General features: G+C 64.8%; 17 protein-coding genes and 4 tRNA genes. 3 read left to right on the forward strand and 18 right to left on the reverse strand.

Annotation, left to right across the window (positions count from 1 at the left end):
* Positions 1-7 precede the first annotated feature (7 nt).
* From rpoB to typA, 14 genes are all read right to left on the reverse strand, one after another.
* Positions 8-3,370, reverse strand: coding sequence for a DNA-directed RNA polymerase subunit beta (gene rpoB / locus ACZ5BT_RS03975; RefSeq protein WP_464885328.1), 3,363 nt, complete (start codon positions 3,368-3,370; stop codon positions 8-10).
* A gap of 98 nt (positions 3,371-3,468) precedes the next feature.
* Complete coding sequence (gene rplL, locus ACZ5BT_RS03980; RefSeq protein WP_464885329.1) at positions 3,469-3,846, reverse strand: 50S ribosomal protein L7/L12; 378 nt, start codon at positions 3,844-3,846, stop codon at positions 3,469-3,471.
* 13 nt (positions 3,847-3,859) lie between these two features.
* Positions 3,860-4,390: a 50S ribosomal protein L10 gene (gene rplJ, locus ACZ5BT_RS03985; RefSeq protein ID WP_464885330.1), complete on the reverse strand. Its 531-nt coding sequence runs from the start codon at positions 4,388-4,390 to the stop codon at positions 3,860-3,862.
* A 218-nt stretch (positions 4,391-4,608) separates the two neighbouring features.
* Entirely contained in the window at positions 4,609-5,295 is a 687-nt protein-coding gene (gene rplA / locus ACZ5BT_RS03990) for a 50S ribosomal protein L1 (protein WP_464885331.1), read from the reverse strand.
* A complete protein-coding gene (rplK, locus tag ACZ5BT_RS03995) occupies positions 5,288-5,725 on the reverse strand; it encodes a 50S ribosomal protein L11 (protein ID WP_464885332.1) in 438 nt (145 codons plus the stop codon). The genes rplA and rplK overlap by 8 nt, the downstream gene beginning before the upstream one ends.
* Before the next feature lie 82 nt (positions 5,726-5,807).
* Entirely contained in the window at positions 5,808-6,380 is a 573-nt protein-coding gene (gene nusG / locus ACZ5BT_RS04000; RefSeq protein WP_464885333.1) for a transcription termination/antitermination protein NusG, read from the reverse strand.
* Entirely contained in the window at positions 6,377-6,571 is a 195-nt protein-coding gene (secE, locus tag ACZ5BT_RS04005; protein WP_464885334.1) for a preprotein translocase subunit SecE, read from the reverse strand. Before secE ends, nusG begins: the two co-directional genes overlap by 4 nt.
* Position 6,572: 1 nt before the next feature.
* Entirely contained in the window at positions 6,573-6,737 is a 165-nt protein-coding gene (rpmG, locus tag ACZ5BT_RS04010) for a 50S ribosomal protein L33 (RefSeq protein WP_464885335.1), read from the reverse strand.
* A gap of 61 nt (positions 6,738-6,798) precedes the next feature.
* A complete protein-coding gene (tuf, locus tag ACZ5BT_RS04015; RefSeq protein WP_464884311.1) occupies positions 6,799-8,016 on the reverse strand; it encodes an elongation factor Tu in 1,218 nt (405 codons plus the stop codon).
* Between the two features lie 64 nt (positions 8,017-8,080).
* Positions 8,081-8,156 (reverse strand) — tRNA-Thr (locus ACZ5BT_RS04020).
* A 3-nt stretch (positions 8,157-8,159) separates the two neighbouring features.
* Positions 8,160-8,235: transfer RNA gene (locus ACZ5BT_RS04025), tRNA-Gly, on the reverse strand.
* A gap of 3 nt (positions 8,236-8,238) precedes the next feature.
* Positions 8,239-8,323, reverse strand: a tRNA-Tyr gene (locus ACZ5BT_RS04030).
* Between the two features lie 8 nt (positions 8,324-8,331).
* Positions 8,332-8,407, reverse strand: a tRNA-Thr gene (locus ACZ5BT_RS04035).
* Positions 8,408-8,499: 92 nt separating this feature from the next.
* Positions 8,500-10,293 (reverse strand): translational GTPase TypA, encoded by a 1,794-nt coding sequence (typA, locus tag ACZ5BT_RS04040; protein WP_464885336.1) that lies wholly within the window; start codon positions 10,291-10,293, stop codon positions 8,500-8,502.
* Positions 10,294-10,412: 119 nt separating this feature from the next.
* Between typA and ACZ5BT_RS04045 the strand changes: the two genes are divergently transcribed.
* Both ACZ5BT_RS04045 and uvrB read left to right on the forward strand, forming a co-directional pair.
* The gene (locus ACZ5BT_RS04045) at positions 10,413-12,266 is read left to right on the forward strand and encodes a DUF3857 domain-containing protein (protein WP_464885337.1); all 1,854 of its coding nucleotides are present in this window, start codon (positions 10,413-10,415) and stop codon (positions 12,264-12,266) included.
* A 67-nt stretch (positions 12,267-12,333) separates the two neighbouring features.
* A complete protein-coding gene (gene uvrB / locus ACZ5BT_RS04050; protein WP_464885338.1) occupies positions 12,334-14,346 on the forward strand; it encodes an excinuclease ABC subunit UvrB in 2,013 nt (670 codons plus the stop codon).
* On the opposite strand, the gene ACZ5BT_RS04055 is transcribed toward uvrB, so the two are convergent.
* The 4 genes from ACZ5BT_RS04055 to ACZ5BT_RS04070 form a co-directional block, all read right to left on the reverse strand.
* Complete coding sequence (locus ACZ5BT_RS04055) at positions 14,343-15,419, reverse strand: E3 binding domain-containing protein (RefSeq protein WP_464885339.1); 1,077 nt, start codon at positions 15,417-15,419, stop codon at positions 14,343-14,345. The two genes, uvrB and ACZ5BT_RS04055, sit on opposite strands and share 4 nt — an antisense overlap.
* A gap of 76 nt (positions 15,420-15,495) precedes the next feature.
* On the reverse strand, positions 15,496-16,677 hold the full coding sequence (locus ACZ5BT_RS04060) for a cation:proton antiporter (protein ID WP_464885340.1): 1,182 nt from the start codon (positions 16,675-16,677) through the stop codon (positions 15,496-15,498).
* Positions 16,677-17,129, reverse strand: a complete 453-nt coding sequence (locus ACZ5BT_RS04065; RefSeq protein ID WP_464885341.1) for a CBS domain-containing protein — start codon at positions 17,127-17,129, stop codon at positions 16,677-16,679. The genes ACZ5BT_RS04060 and ACZ5BT_RS04065 overlap by 1 nt, the downstream gene beginning before the upstream one ends.
* A 98-nt stretch (positions 17,130-17,227) precedes the next feature.
* Entirely contained in the window at positions 17,228-18,394 is a 1,167-nt protein-coding gene (locus ACZ5BT_RS04070) for a PQQ-dependent sugar dehydrogenase (protein WP_464885342.1), read from the reverse strand.
* A 148-nt stretch (positions 18,395-18,542) separates the two neighbouring features.
* Here ACZ5BT_RS04070 and argB point away from each other — a divergent pair, with 148 nt between their 5' ends.
* Positions 18,543-19,319, forward strand: a complete 777-nt coding sequence (gene argB / locus ACZ5BT_RS04075) for an acetylglutamate kinase (protein WP_464885343.1) — start codon at positions 18,543-18,545, stop codon at positions 19,317-19,319.
* Positions 19,320-19,321 lie beyond the last annotated feature (2 nt).

Here is a 19,321-nt window from a genome sequence, read left to right on the forward strand (position 1 = left end):
TTTCCCCTTACGAACGCTTCGAAGCAAGCCCCTCGAAGATGTCGATCGGCTTGCCGTTCTCGTCCAGGGTTTCGATGTCGAGCCCGAGGGCCTCGAGCTCTTTGACCAGCACCCGGAAGGACTCGGGAACGCTCGGGGTGGGGATGTCGACCCCCTTGACGATGGCCTCGTAGGCGGCGTTGCGCCCCTCGATATCGTCCGACTTGACGGTGAGCATCTCCTGGAGCGTGTGGGCGGCGCCGTAGGCCTCCAGCGCCCAGACCTCCATCTCACCGAGTCGCTGCCCGCCGAACTGGGCCTTACCGCCGAGCGGCTGCTGGGTGATGAGCGAGTAGGGGCCGGTGGAACGCGCGTGCATCTTGTCCTCGACCATGTGGTAGAGCTTCATGATATACATCAACCCCACCACGATCGGCCCCTCGATCGGCTCGCCGGTGCGCCCGTCGTAGAGCACCATCTTCCCCTGGCGGAAGAGTTCTTTGAGCTGCTCGCGGGGCTCGGCGTTCGCATCGACGATTCGCAGCTTGGCGACGCGCTCCAAAACCTCCCGTTCACGCTTGTCGATCCCCTGCCCGAGGCGCTCGCGCTCGGCCCAGCGGACCTCGAAGGCCTGGTCGAGCAGATCCTTGATCTCCTCCTCCTTGGCGCCGTCGAAGATCGGGGTCACGAAGCGGATCTTCAGCTCCCGGGCGGCAAGCCCGAGGTGGGTCTCCAGGATCTGTCCCAGGTTCATTCGGCTGGGCACGCCGAGGGGGTTGAGCACCACGTCAACCGGGGTGCCGTCGGGCAGGTGGGGCATGTCCTCGGGGGGCAGAATCTTGCTCACCACGCCCTTGTTCCCGTGGCGGTTTGCAAACTTGTCGCCCACCTGGATCTTGCGCTTTTGCACCACGTAGACCCGGACCATCTCGATGACGCCGGGCTTCAGCTCCACGCCCCGGTCGCCCCGGCGGAGGCGGACCGTACGCAGCACGATCCCGCCTTCACCGGGCGGCACGCGCAGACTGGTGTCCTTCACGTCCCGGGCTTTTTCCCCGAAAATCGAGCGCAAGAGCCGCTCTTCAGGGCTCGGCTCGGTCTCACCCTTGAAGCTGGTGCGGCCCACCAGGATGTCGCCCGGCTTGACCTCAGCACCCACGCGCACGATGCCATCTTCGTCGAGGTCTCGGAGCGCGGCCTCGGAGAGGTTGGGGATGTCGCGGGTAATCTTTTCCGGACCGAGCTTGGTCTGGCGGGCCTCGATCTCGTAGCGCTCGATGTGGATCGAGGTGAAGTAGTCTCGGCGCACCAAATCTTCGCTGATAATGATCGCGTCCTCGAAGTTGTAGCCGTCAAAGGGCATGATGGCCACGAGCACGTTCTGCCCGAGCGCCAACCGCCCCTGGTCGGAAGCCGGTCCGTCGGCGAGGAGGTCGCCCTTCTTGACCTTTTGACCCACGCGTACCCGCGGACGCTGATCGAGGGTGGTGCCCTGGTTTGAGCGAACGAAACGGCGGAGCTCGTAGATCTTGACGTTGCCGTTTTCGGCCTCAACCTCGATCCGCTCGCCGTCGACATAGCGCACCACGCCATCGATCTCTGAATAGACGCCGGTGAGCGAGTCACGGACCACCCGGTCCTCGATACCGGTGCAGACCACCGGGGCCTTGGCGCCAATCAGCGGCACCGCCTGGGCCTGCATGTTCGAACCCATAAGGGCCCGGTTGGCGTCGTCGTGCTCGAGGAAGGGGATGAGGTTGGTGTTGACGGAGAAGACCTGCTTGGGGCTGACGTCCATGAACTCGACGTCCTCGGGTCGAACGATGACCGGATCGCCGCGGCGGCGGGCCACCACGCGCTCGGTGCTGATGCGACCGTCGTCGGCCACCGGGGTGTTGGCCTGGGCGATGGTGTACTTATCCTCCTCGTCGGCGGTCATGTAAACGACGTCCTTGGGATCGGAGCTCACCACGCCGTTTCTGACCCGCCGGTACGGGGTCATGATGAACCCGAGCTCGTTGACCCGCCCATACGCCGCGAGCGAGTTGATGAGGCCGATGTTGGCGCCTTCCGGCGTCTCGATGGGGCAGATACGGCCGTAGTGGGTCCGGTGGACGTCGCGGACGTCGAAGCCCGCCCGCTCGCGGGTCAACCCGCCCGGGCCCAGGGCCGAAATCCGCCGCTTGTGGCGGAGCTCGGAAAGGGGGTTGGTCTGGTCTTTGAATTGCGACAGCTGGCTCCGGCCGAAAAACTCCCGGATGGCGGCGGCCAGGGGCCGGTTGTTGACCAGTTTGGAAGGGGTCGCGGTCTCGGGGCTGCCCAGGATCATCCGCTCGCGCACGCCCCGGGCCATGCGCCCGAGCCCAACCCGGAACTGATCGGAGAGCAGCTCGCCCACGGTCCGCACCCGCCGGTTGCCCAGGTGGTCGATGTCGTCGGGCTCATAGTCGGGAAGCCCCGCCGCCAGCCCCAGCAGATACTGCAGCGTGGGCAGGAGCGCCTGGTCTTTAAACGCCCCGTCCTCGAACACCAAAAGGGTGCGCGTGGCCATCTTGACGCCGAGCTTTTTCTCCACCTTGTGCCGGCCCGGCTCGCCGAGGTCGTAGCGCCGGGGGTCGGCGAGGAGCGAGTGGAGATAACCGATGGCCTTGTCGCGCTTGGGGGGATCGCCGGGACGGAGGATGGTAAAGAGTTTTAAAAGCGCCTTCTCTTGCGGTAGGGAAAGGATCTCTTCGTCGAAAAGCCCCTTGGCCACATCACCAAACGGTCGCATGGCCCGCTTGAGGCTCTTTTCGTCGTGACCCAGGACCCGGAGCAGCAACACCACGGGAAACTTGCGCTTGTTGACCCGCATGATCACGGCGCCGGCGTTGTCGAACTCGAGGTCAATCCAGGGCCCGCGTTTGGGCAGGGGGATGATCGAGGCCACGAAACGACCGGGCCGGGTCTCATCCGGGGTAAAATACGCGCCCGGGGAGCGGTGAATCTGGCTCACCACCACCCGCTCGGCGCCGTTGATGATGAAGGACCCGTCGGCGATCATCAGGGGGATGTCCCCCAGGAAGACCTCGTCCTCCTTGATCAGCCCGGTGTCCTTGTGGATAAGCTGGAGCTTGGCATAGAGCGGCGCCTGGTAGGTCAAGTCCTTCTCGCGGCACTCCTCGGGCTGGAACGGCGGGTCGGCCAGACGGTATTCAAGGAAGTCGAGGACCATTCCCCCCTCTTCGATGGGGAAGACTTCCTTAAAGGCCGCCTGAATCCCGACGTCCTCGCGCTCCGAAGGCGGCACGTCTTTTTGCAAGGCCTTTTGAAAAGAATCGACTTGAATCTGGACCAGCGGTGGAAGGGGGATAACCTCGCGAATCCTTCCAAACCGTTTCTCTTTTTCCATGGTCACCTCTAGGGAAGGGCGGGGGCCGGGCCTTGGGCCCGGTGACCCCCTTCAAACGCACACCCGGTGGGACGGCAGTGGCATCGCCTGCCGAAGCGCTACTTCAGCTCGACCTCGGCCCCCAGGGACTCGAGCTTCTTCTTGATTTCCTCGGCCTCGTCCTTGCTCACGCCCTCTTTCACCACGCCGCCCTTTTCGACGAGCTCCTTGGCCTCCTTCAGGCCCAGGCCGGTGAGGGCGCGCACCTCCTTGATGACCTGGAGCTTCTGGCCACCGGGCGACTTCAGCACCACGTCGAACTCGGTCTTCTCCTCGGCGGCGGCCTCGGCGGCGCCAGCGCCGGGCACAGCGGCCACCGCGACCGGGGCCGCGGCCTCGACGCCCCACTCCTCCTTGATGCGGTCGATCAGCGCTTTGAGCTCCAAAACCGTCGCCTGGTTCAGCTGTTCCATGATCGCGTCAACATCCAGAGCCATCCTCAAACCTCCTTTAGGCGGCTTCCTCGAGCTTCTTCACCTGCGCCTCGAAAAGCCCCACGAGCTCACGCTGCGCGCCGCCAAGTACGCCCGCGAGCTCCGTCAAGGGCGCGCTCAACACGCCGACGAGTTCGGCGCGGAGTTCCTGCATGCCGGGCAGCTTGCTGAGGGCTTCGACCTCCTCGGCGCTCAGCAAGCGACCGTTCAACAGCCCGGCCTTGACCTGGGGCACCTCTTTGCCCACTTCCTCGGCGAACTTGATCAGGATCTTGGCCGCGGCCACGGGATCCTCGAAGAAGACCAGCGCCGACGGCCCTTTGAGATAGGGCTCGATGCTGGCCTGACCGAGCTCGGCCATGGCAATGCGGATCAGGGTGTTCTTGGCCACGAAAAGCCGTGCGCCGCTCTCCCTGAGCCGGCGCCGGAGCTCGTGATCCTCGCCGGCCGAAAGCCCCTGATAGTTCACGAGGAAGAACGAACCCTGGCTGGCCTCGAGGGCCCCTTTGATCTCGCCAAGAAGACGTACGTTCCTTGGATTGGGCACGCCTTCCTTCCTCTCTGGGGTGGGGGCACCCCCAAGGCTGGTCACCTTCGAAACGCTTCCCCCCTCAAAGCGCCTCGGCGGGATCTTTAAGGCTCACGCCCCCCGCTGTCTTCAGCGGCTTGGCGCGGAACACGTCCGCACCGGGGTGCCAAATACGGAGTGTATCGGGGCATGGGGGGTAAGGACTGTGATGCAAATCACCTTACCCCCCGCGGATTTCAAGGATAGCGGACCCGGAGCGAGGGCCCCATGGTGGTGGTGAGGTGGACGCTCCGAATGTAGGTGCCCTTGGCCCCTTCGGGCTTGGCGGCCTCGACCGCCTTGATGAAGGCCTTCAGGTTCTCGGCGATCTTCTCGGGCTCGAAGCTCGCCTTGCCAATGGGCGCGTGGACCACGCCGGTCTTATCGTTTCGGAACTCGATACGGCCGGCCTTGATCTCCTTGATGATCTCGCCGATGTTCATGCCCACCGTGCCCGCCTTGGGGTTCGGCAAAAGGCCGCGGGGGCCGAGCACGCGACCGAGCTCCTTACCCACGAGGCCCATCACGTCCGGCGTCGCCACCACCGCGTCGAAATCGAGCCAGCCTTCCTTGATCTTCTTGACCAGCTCCTCCGAGCCAACGTAGTCCGCCCCCGCCTCCTCGGCTTCCTTGAGCTTCTCGCCCCGGGCGATGGCCACCACCCGCACCTGACGCCCGGTGCCGTGGGGAAGCGACACCGTGGAGCGAACGGTCTGATCCGACTTGCGCGGGTCGATGCCCAGCTTCACATGGACCTCGACCGTCTCGTCGAACTTCGCGCTCGCCAGGAGCTTGACCAGCTGGGCGGCCTCCTCCAGGTCATAGACCTTTTTGGTATCGACCTTCTCCAGGAGGCTCTTGTAGCGCTTGCCACGCTTAGGCATCGGGGATCCCCTCCACTTCCACGCCCATGGAGCGGGCCGAACCGGCGATCATCCTGGCGGCGGCCTCCAGAGAGGAGGCGTTCAAGTCTTTCATCTTCATTTCCGCAATCTTGAGGCAGTCCTCCCAGGTGATCTTGCCCACCTTCTGGCGCCCGGCCTCGCCCGAGCCCTTCTCAATCCCCGCCGCCTTGCGGATGAGGTACGAGGCGGGGGGCGTCTTGGTGACGAAGGTGAACGAGCGGTCGGCGTAAATGGTGATCTCCACCGGGACGATGGCGTCGCCCATGTTCGCCGTCGCCGCGTTGAACGCCTTGACGAACTCCATGATGTTGGCGCCGTGCTGACCCAGCGCCGGACCGACCGGCGGGGCCGGGGTGGCCTTGCCCGCCGGGAGCTGCAGCTTCACAAAACCTACGACCTTCTTCGCCATTTTTCTCCTCCCAGCTCCCCCGAACTTCGGGGTTCAAACGCTGCGGGCCGTCGCTCCCACCACCGGGGGCAGGTGCGCGCCCTTAAGACCTCACAACCTGAGAAAAATCGAGCTCGACCGGGGTCTCGCGACCGAAGATCGAGACCAAAACCTTGACTTTGTTGCGCTCGGGGTGGATCTCGCTGACCACACCGGTGAAGTCGGCGAAGGGGCCGCTCACCACCCGAACCACGTCGCCTTCCTTGAAGGTGACCTCGGGCTTGGGCCCTTTCTTCTCGCCAGCCACACCGCTGACCTCGAGGATTCGCCGGACCTCCTCGAGGGTCAGGGGAACCGGCCGGTACTTCCCGCGCTCGTCGGTGGTTCCCACCACGCCGGTCACGCCAGGCGTGTTGCGCACCACCTCCCACGCCTCACCCGGCTCCTCCGGGTTCTCGCCGAGATCCATCTGGACGAACACGTATCCGGGGAAGAGCTTGCGCCGAACGATCTCTTTCTTGCCGCCCTCCCGGTGCTCGACGATCTCTTCAGTCGGAATGAGCACCTGGAAGATGCGATCTTCCATCCCCAAGGCCTTGGCCCGCTTTTCGATGTTGGCCTTGACCTTATCCTCGTATCCGACGTAGGTATGAACCGCGTACCACTCGATGCTCATCGCAACCAGCCGATGATCAGGCCGATCAGCCATCCAAAGACGAGGTCGTAGAGCCAGAGGATGATCATCATAAAGAGCGTGAAGAGCAGGACGGCTTCGGTGGCCTGAACGGTTTCATCTCTGCTCGGCCAGGTGGCCCTGGCGAGCTCGGCGCGCGCTTCCCGGAAGTACGCCACGATCCGCGCCAGCATCTCAAACCTTCACTTCGCGGTGCACGGTGTGCTTCCGGCACCAGGGGCAGTACTTCTTCAGCTCGAGCTTGGTGGGCGTGTTGCGCCGATTCTTCTCCGTGGTGTAGTTCCGACGCTTGCACTCGGTGCACTCAAGCTGGATCTTGATCCGGACGTCGCTGGCCATCGCCTCCCCTTTTTACCGAAAACAAAGAAGGGGGCTGGGGCGAGCCCAGCCCCACCCACGCTTACTCCAAGATCTTGGTGACGACGCCAGCCCCAACGGTGCGGCCGCCCTCGCGAATGGCAAAGCGCAACCCCTCCTCAAGCGCAATCGGCTTGATCAGCTCCACCGTGAAGCTCACGTTGTCACCAGGCATCACCATCTCAACACCCTCGGGCAAGGTCACCACACCCGTCACATCCGTCGTCCGAAAGTAAAACTGCGGACGGTACCCCGTGAAAAACCCCGTGTGGCGACCCCCCTCCTCCTTCTTCAAGATGTACACCTGCGCCTCAAACTTGGTGTGCGGCGTAATGCTCCCAGGCTTCGCCAAAACCTGGCCCCGCTCAACCTCGTCCCGGGCAATGCCCCGAAGCAGCGCCCCAATGTTGTCACCCGCAATCGCTTCCTTCAAAACCTTCCGGTGCATCTCAAGCCCGGTCACCACCGTCTTCTGCGTGGGCCGCAAACCAACGATCTCAACCTCCTCGCCAACCGTCAGCTTCCCGCGCTCCACACGACCCGTGGCAACCGTCCCGCGACCAGTGATCGTAAACACGTCCTCCACCGGCATCAAAAATGGCTTGTCAATGTCCCGCTCAGGCTCGGGAATGTACTCGTCCAAAGCGTCCAAAAGCTCCCAAATCTTGTCAACCCACTCGTTCTCGCCACGCTTGGTGTTCGGGTTCTCGTGCAACGCCTCCAACGCCTTCAGCGCCGAACCCCGAATCACCGGCACATCGTCCCCAGGAAACTCGTACTGGTTCAAAAGGTCCCGCACTTCCATCTCGACGAGCTCCAAAAGCTCCTCGTCGTCCACCATGTCAATCTTGTTCATGAACACCACAATGTACGGAACCCCAACCTGACGCGCCAAAAGAATGTGCTCACGGGTCTGCGGCATCGGACCGTCAGCCGCCGAAACCACAAGAATCGCCCCGTCCATCTGCGCCGCACCCGTGATCATGTTCTTCACATAGTCCGCGTGCCCCGGACAGTCCACGTGGCTGTAGTGCCTTTTTGCCGTCTCGTACTCCACGTGCGCCGTGTTGATCGTAATCCCGCGAGCCTTCTCCTCCGGCGCCTTGTCAATCTGGTCGTAGTCCGCAATCTCAACGTTCGGGTTCTCCGCCGCCGCCGCAAACGTGATCGCAGCCGTAAGCGTCGTCTTCCCGTGGTCAACGTGCCCAATCGTCCCTACGTTCACGTGCGGCTTCGTGCGCTGAAATTCCTCCTTGGCCATCTCTTTCCTCCTTGCAGGGTAAGCCCGCCCGCGCGCTGCGGGCGTGGCCTTCCCGAAGTCACTTTGGAGCTCGCGGCCGGACTTGAACCGGCGACCTCTCCCTTACCAAGGGAGTGCTCTACCTGCTGAGCTACGCGAGCCCGTGGAGCGGGAGACGGGACTCGAACCCGCGACCCTCGGCTTGGGAAGCCGATGCTCTACCAACTGAGCTACTCCCGCACGTGGTGGGCAGGGTGGGACTCGAACCCACGAAGGCATCGCCAACGGTTTTACAGACCGCCCCCTTTGCCGCTCGGGACACCTGCCCACGTTCTCTGGAGCCACCCAGGGGAATCGAACCCCCAACCGCCCGATTACAAGTCGGGTGCTCTTCCTGTTGAGCTAGGGTGGCACCCTGCGCGCTGGCGGGGGAGTTGGACCCCCGTCCGGCTTCCAAGCCTAGCACACAAAAAAAATGAATGTCAAGCGAGGTTGAGCCCTTCTTTATCGAACTTTTTCCCGCTCGCTCCCCCGGCGCCCCCAGGCATCGAGCCGCTCCTTCCGGAACCTCAGCGCCCGGGGGGTGACTTCCAAAAGCTCATCAGAGGCCAGGTAGGCGAGGGCCTCTTCAAGGGCAAATCGCCTGGGGGGAACGAGGTGGACGTTCTCGTCGGACCCCGCCGCCCGCATGTTGGTCAGTTTCTTGTTCTTGCATACGTTGATCCCGAGATCGCCCGGCCGCACGTGCTCGCCCACCACCATGCCCGGATAGACCTCGTCCCCGGGCACGATAAAAAAGCGAACCCGTTCCTGAAGCTTGCCGATGGCGTAGGCAAAGGCGCGCCCGCCCTCAACGGCGACGGCGCTGCCGCTGCGGCGGCGCTGGGCAGGGCCCAGGTAGGGGCCGTACTCGAGGAAACTCTGGTGCATCACGCCCTCCCCACCGGTCAGGGTCAGGAACTCACCGCGGAAACCAAAGAGACGCCGGGCCGGGACCGAGTATTCGATCCGAACCCACTCGCCCTCGGGGCGCAGGTCCAAAAGCGTCCCTTTTCGCGTGCCCAGGGCCTCGACCACCGCGCCCACCCTGTCCTTCGGCACCTGGAGGATGAGCTGTTCGTAGGGCTCAAGCCGCACCCCGTCCACCGTTTTATCCAGGATCTGCGGTGGCCCCACCACGAATTCGTAACCGTCGCGGCGCATGTTCTCAAGCAGCACCGCCAGGTGCATCTCACCCCGCCCCAAAAGCTCGAAAGCATCGGCGGCCAGCGGCCGAACCTGCAGGGCCACGTTGGTCTCGAGCTCCCGCTCCAGCCGGGCCCAAAGCTGCCGCGAGGTTACGTAGCGCCCTTCGCGGCCGGCGAAAGGGCCGGTGTTGGGGAAGAGAGTCACGGCCACGGTCGGCGCGTCGACCTCGAGGCGGGGGAGCGCTTCCGGCGCATCGCGGTCGGCGATCGTATCCCCGATGGCCACCTCTTCCATGCCCGCCAGGGCCACGATGTCGCCCGGCACCACCGCCTCGGTCTCGATCCGGCCCAGGCCGTGGTGGGTGTAAAGGGCGAGGATTTTCTGCTCGCGGACGCCGTCGCCGCCCACGATGGCAACGGTTTGCCCTTTTTGGGCCCGTCCCCGCACCACCTTGCCGATGGCGATCCGGCCCAGGTAGTCGGAGCGATCGAGGTTGGCCACGCGCAGCAGGAAGGGCCCCTCGCTGGCCTTTGGGGGCGGGATGTGCTCGACCAGGGCTTCAAAAAGCGGTGCCATGTCGCGCGGCGTTTCGCCCTCGCGCCAGACCTTGCCCTCGCGGCCAATGGCGTAGAGGTAAGGGAAGTCGAGCTGCGCCTCGCTGGCCCCGAGCTCGACCATCAGATCGAAGGTCTCGCTGAGCACCTCGTCGGGCCTCGCCCCCTCGCGATCGACCTTATTCATGACCACCACGGGACGGAGATCGGCCTCGAGCGCCTTCCTCAAGACGAATCGGGTCTGCGGCATCGGACCCTCCACGGCGTCGACGAGCAGGAGCACACCGTCCACCATCGAGAGCGCCCGCTCGACCTCGCCGCCGAAATCGGCGTGGCCGGGGGTGTCCACGATGTTGATCTTGACCCCCTGCCAGATGACCGCCGTGTTCTTGGCCAAGATGGTGATGCCCCGTTCGCGTTCGAGATCCTCGGTGTCGAGCATGCGCTCGGCTTCCTGCCCCCGCGAAAGCGCTTGGGCGGCTTTCAACATGGCATCGACCAGCGTGGTCTTGCCGTGATCCACGTGGGCGATGATGGCAACGTTTCGCAAGTCCATAAACGCTCCACTCTACCCCATCCCCGGGACAAAAGCCAGCGTGCCGCCGGCGCTTGTGCGATTTGACCCAAACCCGACCCGTCTTCAGGAATAAATTCCATTTTTGGAAGGAGGGACCGATGAAGCGAACGTGGAAACGAGCCACCCTGCTCCTTTTGCTCCTCGGCACGTTGGCGATGGCGCAAACGCCCTCGGTGGATTACGAGACCGAGCGCTACCGAGCGGAATACGTGGTGAACGCCGACGGCACCTACACCGCGATCATCGAAGAGGAAGACCGCCCCCTCACCCGGGCCGGAATCGACGCCGTGGGCCAGGCGTCGATGTCGTATTCCGAGTCGCTGCAATCGCTCGAGGTCCTCGAGGCCTACACCCTCAAAAAGGACGGCACCAAGGTGCCGGTGCTCAAAGACAAGATCTTCGTCCAGTCGCCGCCCGAGACCCAGGACGCCCCCACCTTCTCCGACAATAAGGTGGTGAAGGTGGTCTTCCCCCAGCTGGAGGTCGGCGACCTGGTCCACGTGAAATGGAAACTGGTTCAGAAAAAGCCCTACTTCCCCGGCGAGTTCTACACCACCGACATCGAGCCGGTGGACGCGGTGGTCAAACGCGCCGAGATCGTGGTGGACTACCCGAGCTCGATGCGCCTTAACTGGAAGGCCCGCGGCGACTACCAGGTGCGCGAGTCCACCCAGGGCGACCGCAAGCGCATCGTGGCCACCTTCTCGCGGGAAACCCCGGAGGCCCTCGAGCCCGGCATGGTCGACCCCGCAGAGGTGAGCCCCGCCCTCACCGTGACCAGCTTCGAGCGCTGGGAAGCGATCGGCGCCGCCTACTGGGCGCGGGCCAAGGATAAGGCCCGGGTCACCGATGAAATCAAGAAGCTCGCCGACGAGATCACCGGCCAGAGCCAGGGCCTCGAGGCGGCGAAAAAGCTTTACGACTGGGAGGTCAAGAACATCCGCTACGTGGCCCTCGAGCTCGGCATCGGCGGCTACGTGCCCCAATCCGCCGCCCAGGTGCTTTCCCAGCGCTACGCCGACTGCAAGGGCTACGTGACCCTGCTCGAGGCCCTGCTCAAGGCCAAGGGGATCCGCTCCGAACCCGTGCTCATCAATTTCAGCGAGAACTTCGGCCGCCTCCCGGCCCCAACCCCCGAGCAGTTCAACCACCTCATCCTCTACCTCCCGGACTACGGGGTCTACCTCGACCCCACCACCCAGTACGCCCCCTTCGGCGTCCTGCCCCTCGGCGACCTCTCCAAGCCGGTGGTCATCGCCGGCGAAAACCCCCGCTTCACCCAAACCCCAAGCGGTGATCCCAAACGCGATCGCTACACCGAAGCCCAGACCCTCACCCTCACCGCCGACGGTACCTTGAAGGGCAGCGCCGACATCGAAACCCACGGCTATGCCGACGCCCAGTGGCGGATCATCTTCTCAAGCGTCCCCAAGGTCGCCTACCCGCAGGTGGTCCAGTCGCTCCTGAGCCGCTTTGGCGAAGGTGGCAGCGGTGACCTCTCCACCACGCCGCTCCACGACCTCGACACCCCCTTCAAGGTCCACGCCGAGTGGCAAAGCCCGGGGGCAACCTCACCCGGCGACACCCTGACCCTCAGCCGCTTCCCGGTGGGCCTTTCCCTTTTGCCCCTCGACCAGCTGCGAACCTACGCGGCGCCGGAGCGCCGGCGCTTCCCGGTCTCGGTCGGGGCCTTCAGCGCCGAATACCAAAAGCGCCTCGCCTACCCCGAAGGCTACAAACCCACCCTCCTGCCCAAAGACCTTACCTTCAAAAACCAAGCCGGCAGCTTCAGCGCCAGCTACCGCGACGAGGGCAACGTCCTGGTCGCCACCATCCGGATCGTCTTCGATCGGGATGTTTACGCGCCCGAGGACTACCCGGCGCTCAAAGCGCTCATCCAGACCGCAGTCGGAAACGTCTCGCAACCGATTGTCTTCGAAAAGACCCGGTAAAAAGCTCCGGCGAACTTTGTAACCGCGGCGGCAGGGGCGTCTTCCCCTGCCGCCTACAATGAAGACGATGTTCCGCTACCGGGGGCCCGAACCCAGAGGCGACCAGCCCAAAGCCATCGACGAGCTCCTTGCCGGGCTTTCCGACGGCGAGCGCTTCCTGACCCTGCTCGGCGCCACCGGCACCGGCAAGACCGTCACCATGGCCAAGGTCATCGAGGGCGCGGGCCGCCCGGCGCTGGTGCTGGCGCCCAACAAAGTGCTCGCGGCGCAGCTCGCGGCCGAGTTCCGGGAACTCTTCCCGGACAACGCGGTCGAATACTTCATCAGCTACTACGACTACTACCAGCCCGAAGCCTATGTCCCCGGCCGCGACCTCTACATCGAAAAGGACGCCTCGATCAACCCGGAAATCGAGCGGCTCCGCCACTCGACCACCCGCAGCCTCCTCACCCGTCGCGACGTCATCGTGGTGGCCTCGGTGAGTGCGATCTACGGACTCGGCAACCCGGAGGATTACCGCCGTTTGAACCTCATCGTCAACGTGGGCGACCGGTGGCCGCGGGAAGCTCTGATCTCGCGCATGATCGAGCTTTTTTACGAGCGCAACGACGTGGCCCTGGAACCGGGCCGCTTCCGGGTCAAAGGTGAGGTCATCGAGGTCTGGCCCGCCTACGACACCGAGCCGGTTCGGGTCGAGCTGTGGGGCGACGAGGTGGACCGCATCAGCGTCGTCCACCCCGTGAGCGGTGAAACCCAAAAAACCCTGCCCGGGTTCGTGCTCTACCCCGCGAGCCACTACGCCACGCCCGAGGAACGGCTCGCACCGGCGATCGCCGCCATCGAGGCCGAGCTCAAAGAACGGCTCGCCGAACTCGAGGCCGAGGGCAAGCATCTCGAGGCCCAGCGTCTCAAGGAGCGGACCCTTTATGACCTCGAAATGCTACGGCTCACCGGGACCTGCAAGGGCATCGAGAACTACGCCCGTCACCTTTCGGGAAGGGCCCCCGGCGAGCCCCCTTACACCCTGCTCGACTACTTCCCCGACGACTTCATCACCTTCATCGACGAATCCCACGTGGCCGTGCCCCAGATCCAGGGGATGTTCGCCGGCGATCGCTCGCGTAAAGAGACCCTGGTGGCCTATGGCTTTCGGCTCCCGAGCGCGCTCGACAACCGACCGCTCACCTTCGAGGAGTTCCTGGAAAAAACCGGGCAGATGATCTTCGTCTCGGCCACCCCCGGCCCCTTCGAACTTTCGGTCAGCGGGCGCGTGGTCGAGCAGATCATTCGCCCGACCGGCCTGCTCGATCCCAAGGTCACGATCAAACCCAGCAAGGGCCAGATCGAAGACCTCATGGCCGCGGTCAAAGAGCGGGCAAAGCGAGGCGAGCGGGTCCTGGTCACCGTGCTGACAAAGAAGATGGCCGAAGACCTCACCGACTTCCTGATCGAACACGGTCTGCGGGCCCGTTACCTGCACCACGAGCTCGACGCCTTTGAACGCCAGGCCATCCTCCGGGACCTCCGGCTCGGCCACTTCGACGTGCTGGTGGGGATCAATTTGCTCCGGGAAGGGCTCGACCTGCCCGAAGTCAGTCTGGTGGCCATCCTCGAGGCCGACAAGACCGGGTTCCTCCGTAGCGAGCGTTCCCTGATCCAGACCATCGGCCGCGCGGCCCGGAACGTGCGGGGCGAGGTTTTCCTCTACGCCGACACCGTGAGCGAAGCGATGCGCAAGGCAGTCGATGAGACCAACCGCCGCCGGGCCATTCAGGAAGCCTACAACCAAAAGCACGGCATCACGCCGAAGACGGTGGAAAAATCGGTCCGCCCCCTGGTCAAACCGGAGGATTACGCCGAAGCGGAGATCGAGATCCCGAGCGCCGACCCGGAAGCGCTCAAGGCCGAGATCGCCGAGCTCGAGCTCGCGATGTGGGAGGCGAGCGAGGCCCTCGACTTCGAACGCGCGGCCGAGATCCGGGACCAGATCCGAGCCATCGAGGCCAGGCTCAAGGGCATCCACCTGCCCCAGGCCACCGGCCCCCGGGCCAAACGCGGCCCGAAGCATTCCCGCCGCTAGAGCACGAGCAGGACGGGGTGCTCGAGGCGGTGGGCGACCCGGGCCAGAAAACGCCCCGGGTCTTCCGAAACCTCACCGGTCAGGAGCAAAAGCCCCTGCTGCTCAGAGGTTTCAGGCAGGGCGAGGGCCAAAGCCGGCGCGGCGGGAAGGGGCAGGGGGGAATCGGCCTGGTACACCAAAAGCCCTTCGGCCTCGCTCTCCGCATCCTCCCAGGCCTCGAGGAAATCGACGAGCCCCGGTGCGGGCAGCACCGAAAGCCCACGAAAACCCGTCCCGTCGAAGACGCCTTTCACCGCATCCAGCGGCAACGCGAGCTCTTGCAGGGCCGCGGTCGCCGCCCGGAAGAGCAACGCCCCCAGGGGCACCGGTCGACCGAGCTCCGCCTGGAGGACTTCCCGGGCTTCGATCAGCCGCGAAAGGGGAACCGACTGGGCCCAAAACCGAAGCGGCACCGGCGAGGGCGCCCCCGCGCCGGCCACCCCAAGCGGCGCCGCTTCGGGCTCGGGCGTACCGGGAACGGCGCCGGCTTCCGCAGGAACCGCCTCGCCGCCTTCTTCACCCAGGACCAGAGGCGCGGTCTCATCCTCGGGCGGCGGCAACGAGTCCATGACCGGCGGCGCTTCTTCGTCCGGCTCGCCGGTCTTGAGGGCCTCGCCCGCCTCGAGCTCAAGCGCATCGGCGACGGACTCGGCCGGCACTTCCTCCGCCGTCGCCGCCTCGCGAGGCTCGCTTTCGGTCTCCAGGTCCCACTCGTCGATCGCCAGATCGAGCTCAAAGGCCTCGCCGGGATCCTTCTCCGCGAGATCCCCGGGGATGAGGTCGTCGAGGGCGACGCCCTCGCGCTCAAGGGCCGAGCGGGCGGCCTCGAGGTCAGCCTCGCCCTCCGGCGGCGGCGGCTCGCCGGGCGGCGGGCCCTCGAGGGTCACCTCCCCGGACATGACCTTGGCCAGGTAGTTGAGGATGTCCCGCTCGGTCACCGTTCCATCGGGCCCACTGCCCACGATCTGGCGCCAATCGATCCCGTTCTCCTCAGCCAAGCGCCGGGCCAGCGGTGTAATTTTCGGCTCGCTCATTGGATCCATCATAGCCTAAGACCGCCCGCCACGAGCGGAAAAAGCCGCCGGTGACGGACGGTAAGGCGCGAGTATGCTACTGGCCTTCCTGCGAAGGCAGACGGCCACCCTCCGCCCAAACGATGAGCGGCCTGAGCAAGAGCGGCGAGAGCAGCGTGGTCACCACGACCATGAAGATCACCACCGCGAACTGGTCCTCGCCGATCGCCCCGGCGGAAAGGCCGATGGCGGCGACGATCAAGCCCACCTCGCCCCGGGGAATCATACCCACCCCAACCACCGCGGCGCTCCTCAGCCCCTGGGTGAGGGCCGGAATCATGGTGACCAGCTTCCCGAGAATGGCGATCACACTCACAATTGCTCCCGCCACCAACACATCCCCGCCACCGAGCGCCTTGAGGTCGAGCATGATCCCCATGAAGGCGAAGAAGATCGGGGCCAAAAAGCCCTCGAGGGCGTGGATCGGCGCCTCGATCCCGAGATCCTCGGCCACCTCGGCCAGGACCATCCCGCCCAGGAAAGCCCCGACGATGGGGGCCAGGCCGATGGCACCCGCCAGGGCGGCCATGCCCAAGGCGAAGATCACCGCCGTCCCGTAGGCCGACTGGAAGGGCAGCCGATCGAGCGGCAACCGACGCACGAGCGGCACCGCGGCCATGGCCGCGCCCACAAAGATCACCGAGATCACCACCAGGCGGATCGTCGGCCCCGCCTCCACCGCCCCGGTCTGGGCAATGCCGGAGACGATGGCCAGGATGATGAGGCCGAGCACGTCGTCAATCACCGCCGCCCCGAGAATGATCCGGCTATAAGGCCGCGAGAGTACGCCGAGCTCCTGGAGCACTCTGGCGGTGATCCCCACGCTGGTGGCGACCAGGGCGGCCCCGAAAAAGAGCGAGGCCACCTGCTCGTGGCCGGAAAAAACGCTGAAATAGTAGCCGCCGATAAAAGGAAGGATCACCCCGGTCACCGCGACCAAAAAAGCTTCCTTCCCCACGGCCAAAACGTCTTTGAGCCGTGTTTCGAGGCCGACCATGAACAAGAGGAAGATCGCACCCAGTTCGGCGATGAACTCAAACGTCGGCCCTTCGTGCACCAGACCCAGCACCGAGGGGCCGATGATCACCCCCGCCACCAGCTCTCCGATCACCGCCGGCTGGCCGAAGCGCCGGAAGAGCCATCCCACGAACTGGACCGCGACGACCAGGACGAAGATCTGAAAAAGAAGCTCGGCCACGCTCGGTCCCGCTTGCTCCATCAGCGACCCTCCAGGAACAGACGCATGAAATCGCTCCGGGTCAGGATACCGACCACCCGGCGGTTCTCATCGACCACAGGGAGCCGCCGGAAGTCGTTTTCCACCAAGGCCTTGAGCGCCTTCCAAAGGCCGTCCTCAGGGCTCAGGACCAGCGCCGGCTCGCGCATGACCGCCGAGACCGGCGTCTCGGTATAGCGGCGGAAGATCTCGGCGTAGTCCCCGGCGTCGATCCAGTCATCGAAGAGTTTCAGGGCCTCGACGTCGGAATGGGGCACCATCGCCGGGTGAGGCAGGAGGTCGTCGACCTCGATCACCCCGGCGATCATCCCCTGGCCGTCGACCACGGGCAGCCCTCCGAATCGGTTTTTGAGCATCACTTCGGCGGCCTTGGCTATGGATTCATCTTTATTCACCGCCAAAGGATCTTTCGTCATCAATTCGGAAACGCGCATGCCAATATGCTGACACTTCCCGCAGGCAATTACCACCCGCCTCCAGGGCAAAAGATCTTCCGGCGGCGGAAGGCCGCCGGAAGCGAACGGACCCTTCGCTACTCGCCTTCGTAGGTGATGCGGTAGATAACCCCGGCGAAATCATCCGAAACCAGCAGCGAGCCGTCCGGGAGCTCCTTGATGTCCACCGGGCGCCCCCAGGCGCTGCCGCGCACCAGCCAGCCCGAAGCGAAGACTTCCTGGGAAACGGGGTCGCCCGCCTCGTCGAAGCGTACGAAGACGATGTCGTAGCCAACCGGCACCGTTCGGTTCCAGGAGCCGTGGCGCGCGACGAAGGCCCCGTTCCGGTAGGGCTCGGGGAACATCTCGCCGCGGTAAAAATGGATCCCCAAAGGCGCACTGTGGGCCTGGAAGTCCATCACCGCGGGGGTGATCGGCCGGGGGGGCTTTTTCCCTTCGAAACCGGGCGTCGGCGTCGAACCCCCCGCCGTGGGAACATAGGGGAAGCCGAAATAAAGCCCGGGCCGGTCGGCGCGGATCAGCGTATCGGGGGGCACATCGTCCCCAAGGCCGTCGGCGCCGTTGTTGGTCGCGTAGAAGACGCCCGTCTTGGGGTGCCAGTCCATCCCCACGATGTTGCGCTGGCCACTCAGGAACACCTCCATGTTGTTGCCGTCGGGATCCATCCGGATCACGGTGCCCTCGAGGCCCTCGGGCATGCAGATGTTACAGGGCGCGCCCACGGCCACGTACACCTTGCCATCGGGACCCACGGCGATGTAACGCCATCCGTGGGGGTATTTATTGGGCAGCCGGTCGAAGATGACTTCCGGGGGGAACTGGCGCACGATGTCGAATTCGGGGGCGAAGAAGCGGATCACCCGGTGCTGTTCGGCCACGTACAGAACGCCGTCCTTAAACGCCACGCCGTTGGGAACGTTGAGCCCCTCGGCAATGGCATAGACCTCGTCGGCCACCCCGTCCTTGTTGCGATCGACGGCGGCGTAGACCTTGTCGTAGCGCGTGCCCACGAACACCACGCCCATCGGCCTGCCCACGGCCAGCGACCTGGCATTCGGCACCTGAGCAAAGAGCGTGATCTTAAAACCGGGCGGCAGCTTGATCTTGGCCAGGTTCGCGTGGTTAAACGGAACCGGAGGTGGAGCTTTTCGCGGCGAGGGCGCCTGCCCCAAAACCGGGAGAGCGGCCAAGGCGAAAGCCGCCCCCACCCGCAGTAGAGTTCTCAATCCCTGCCTGCGCCACATGCGTATCCCTCCCTCTCCTTCTGTATTTTTTCTTTTAGGGTTGAAATTATACGCGCATCCAGAAGCGTCCTGTGTGCCGCGCGCCACCATCGCCCCCGGCCTCAGGCACCCCGATCCCATAAACTGGGGGCAGCTGGAGGCAGGGTCCATGCCGGAGGTCAATGAATCCATCCTGGTGGTTAAAGTCGGGGGCTCGCTGGGAAGCCAGGAAGCCATCATCCCCGAGCTCGCGGCCTGGGAAGGGCATCTGGTCGTCGTCCACGGTGGGGGGCCGCAGATCGGCGCCTTTCTTCGCGAACTGGGGAAAGAAACGGTGTTCGTCGACGGCCAGCGGCTCACTCCACCGGACCAGATCGACGCGGTCGAGATGGTGCTGACCCGAATTGGCAAAATCCTGGCCCACGCCCTCAGCGAAAAAGGCCGGCCCAGCCTCGGCCTGTCGGGGCGGGACGCCGGGTTGCTCCTCGCCGAGCCCCAGCAAGGGCTGGGGCGCGTCGGGCGGGTGCGCGCGGTGAACACGCGCCTCCTTCGCTCGCTCCTCGAGGCCGGCCACACGCCAGTGATCAGCCCCTTGGGCATTGACCGCGACGGCGTGCTCAACATCAACGCTGATCTGGCGGCGGCGGCAGTCGCCGGCGCGTTGGGGTCCCCCATCGTCTTCCTGACCGACGTCCCGGGCGTACTGGCGAGACCTGGCGACCCGGAAAGCCACCTTCGCCACCTGGACAAAGCCGAAGCCCTCGCCCTGATCGAAAAGGGTGTGATCGCCGGCGGCATGATCCCCAAGGTTCAAGCCGCGATCGCGGCCCTGGATGCGGGAACCCCCTGGGCGACGATCACCAAGGGCGAGGCGGGAGCGATTCGCGGGGCCTGGCATGGCCAGGCGGGAACCCGATTCGAGGCCACCCCTTCGCCACGGGTATAATG

It is taken from the genome of Vulcanithermus mediatlanticus, assembly GCF_055385885.1.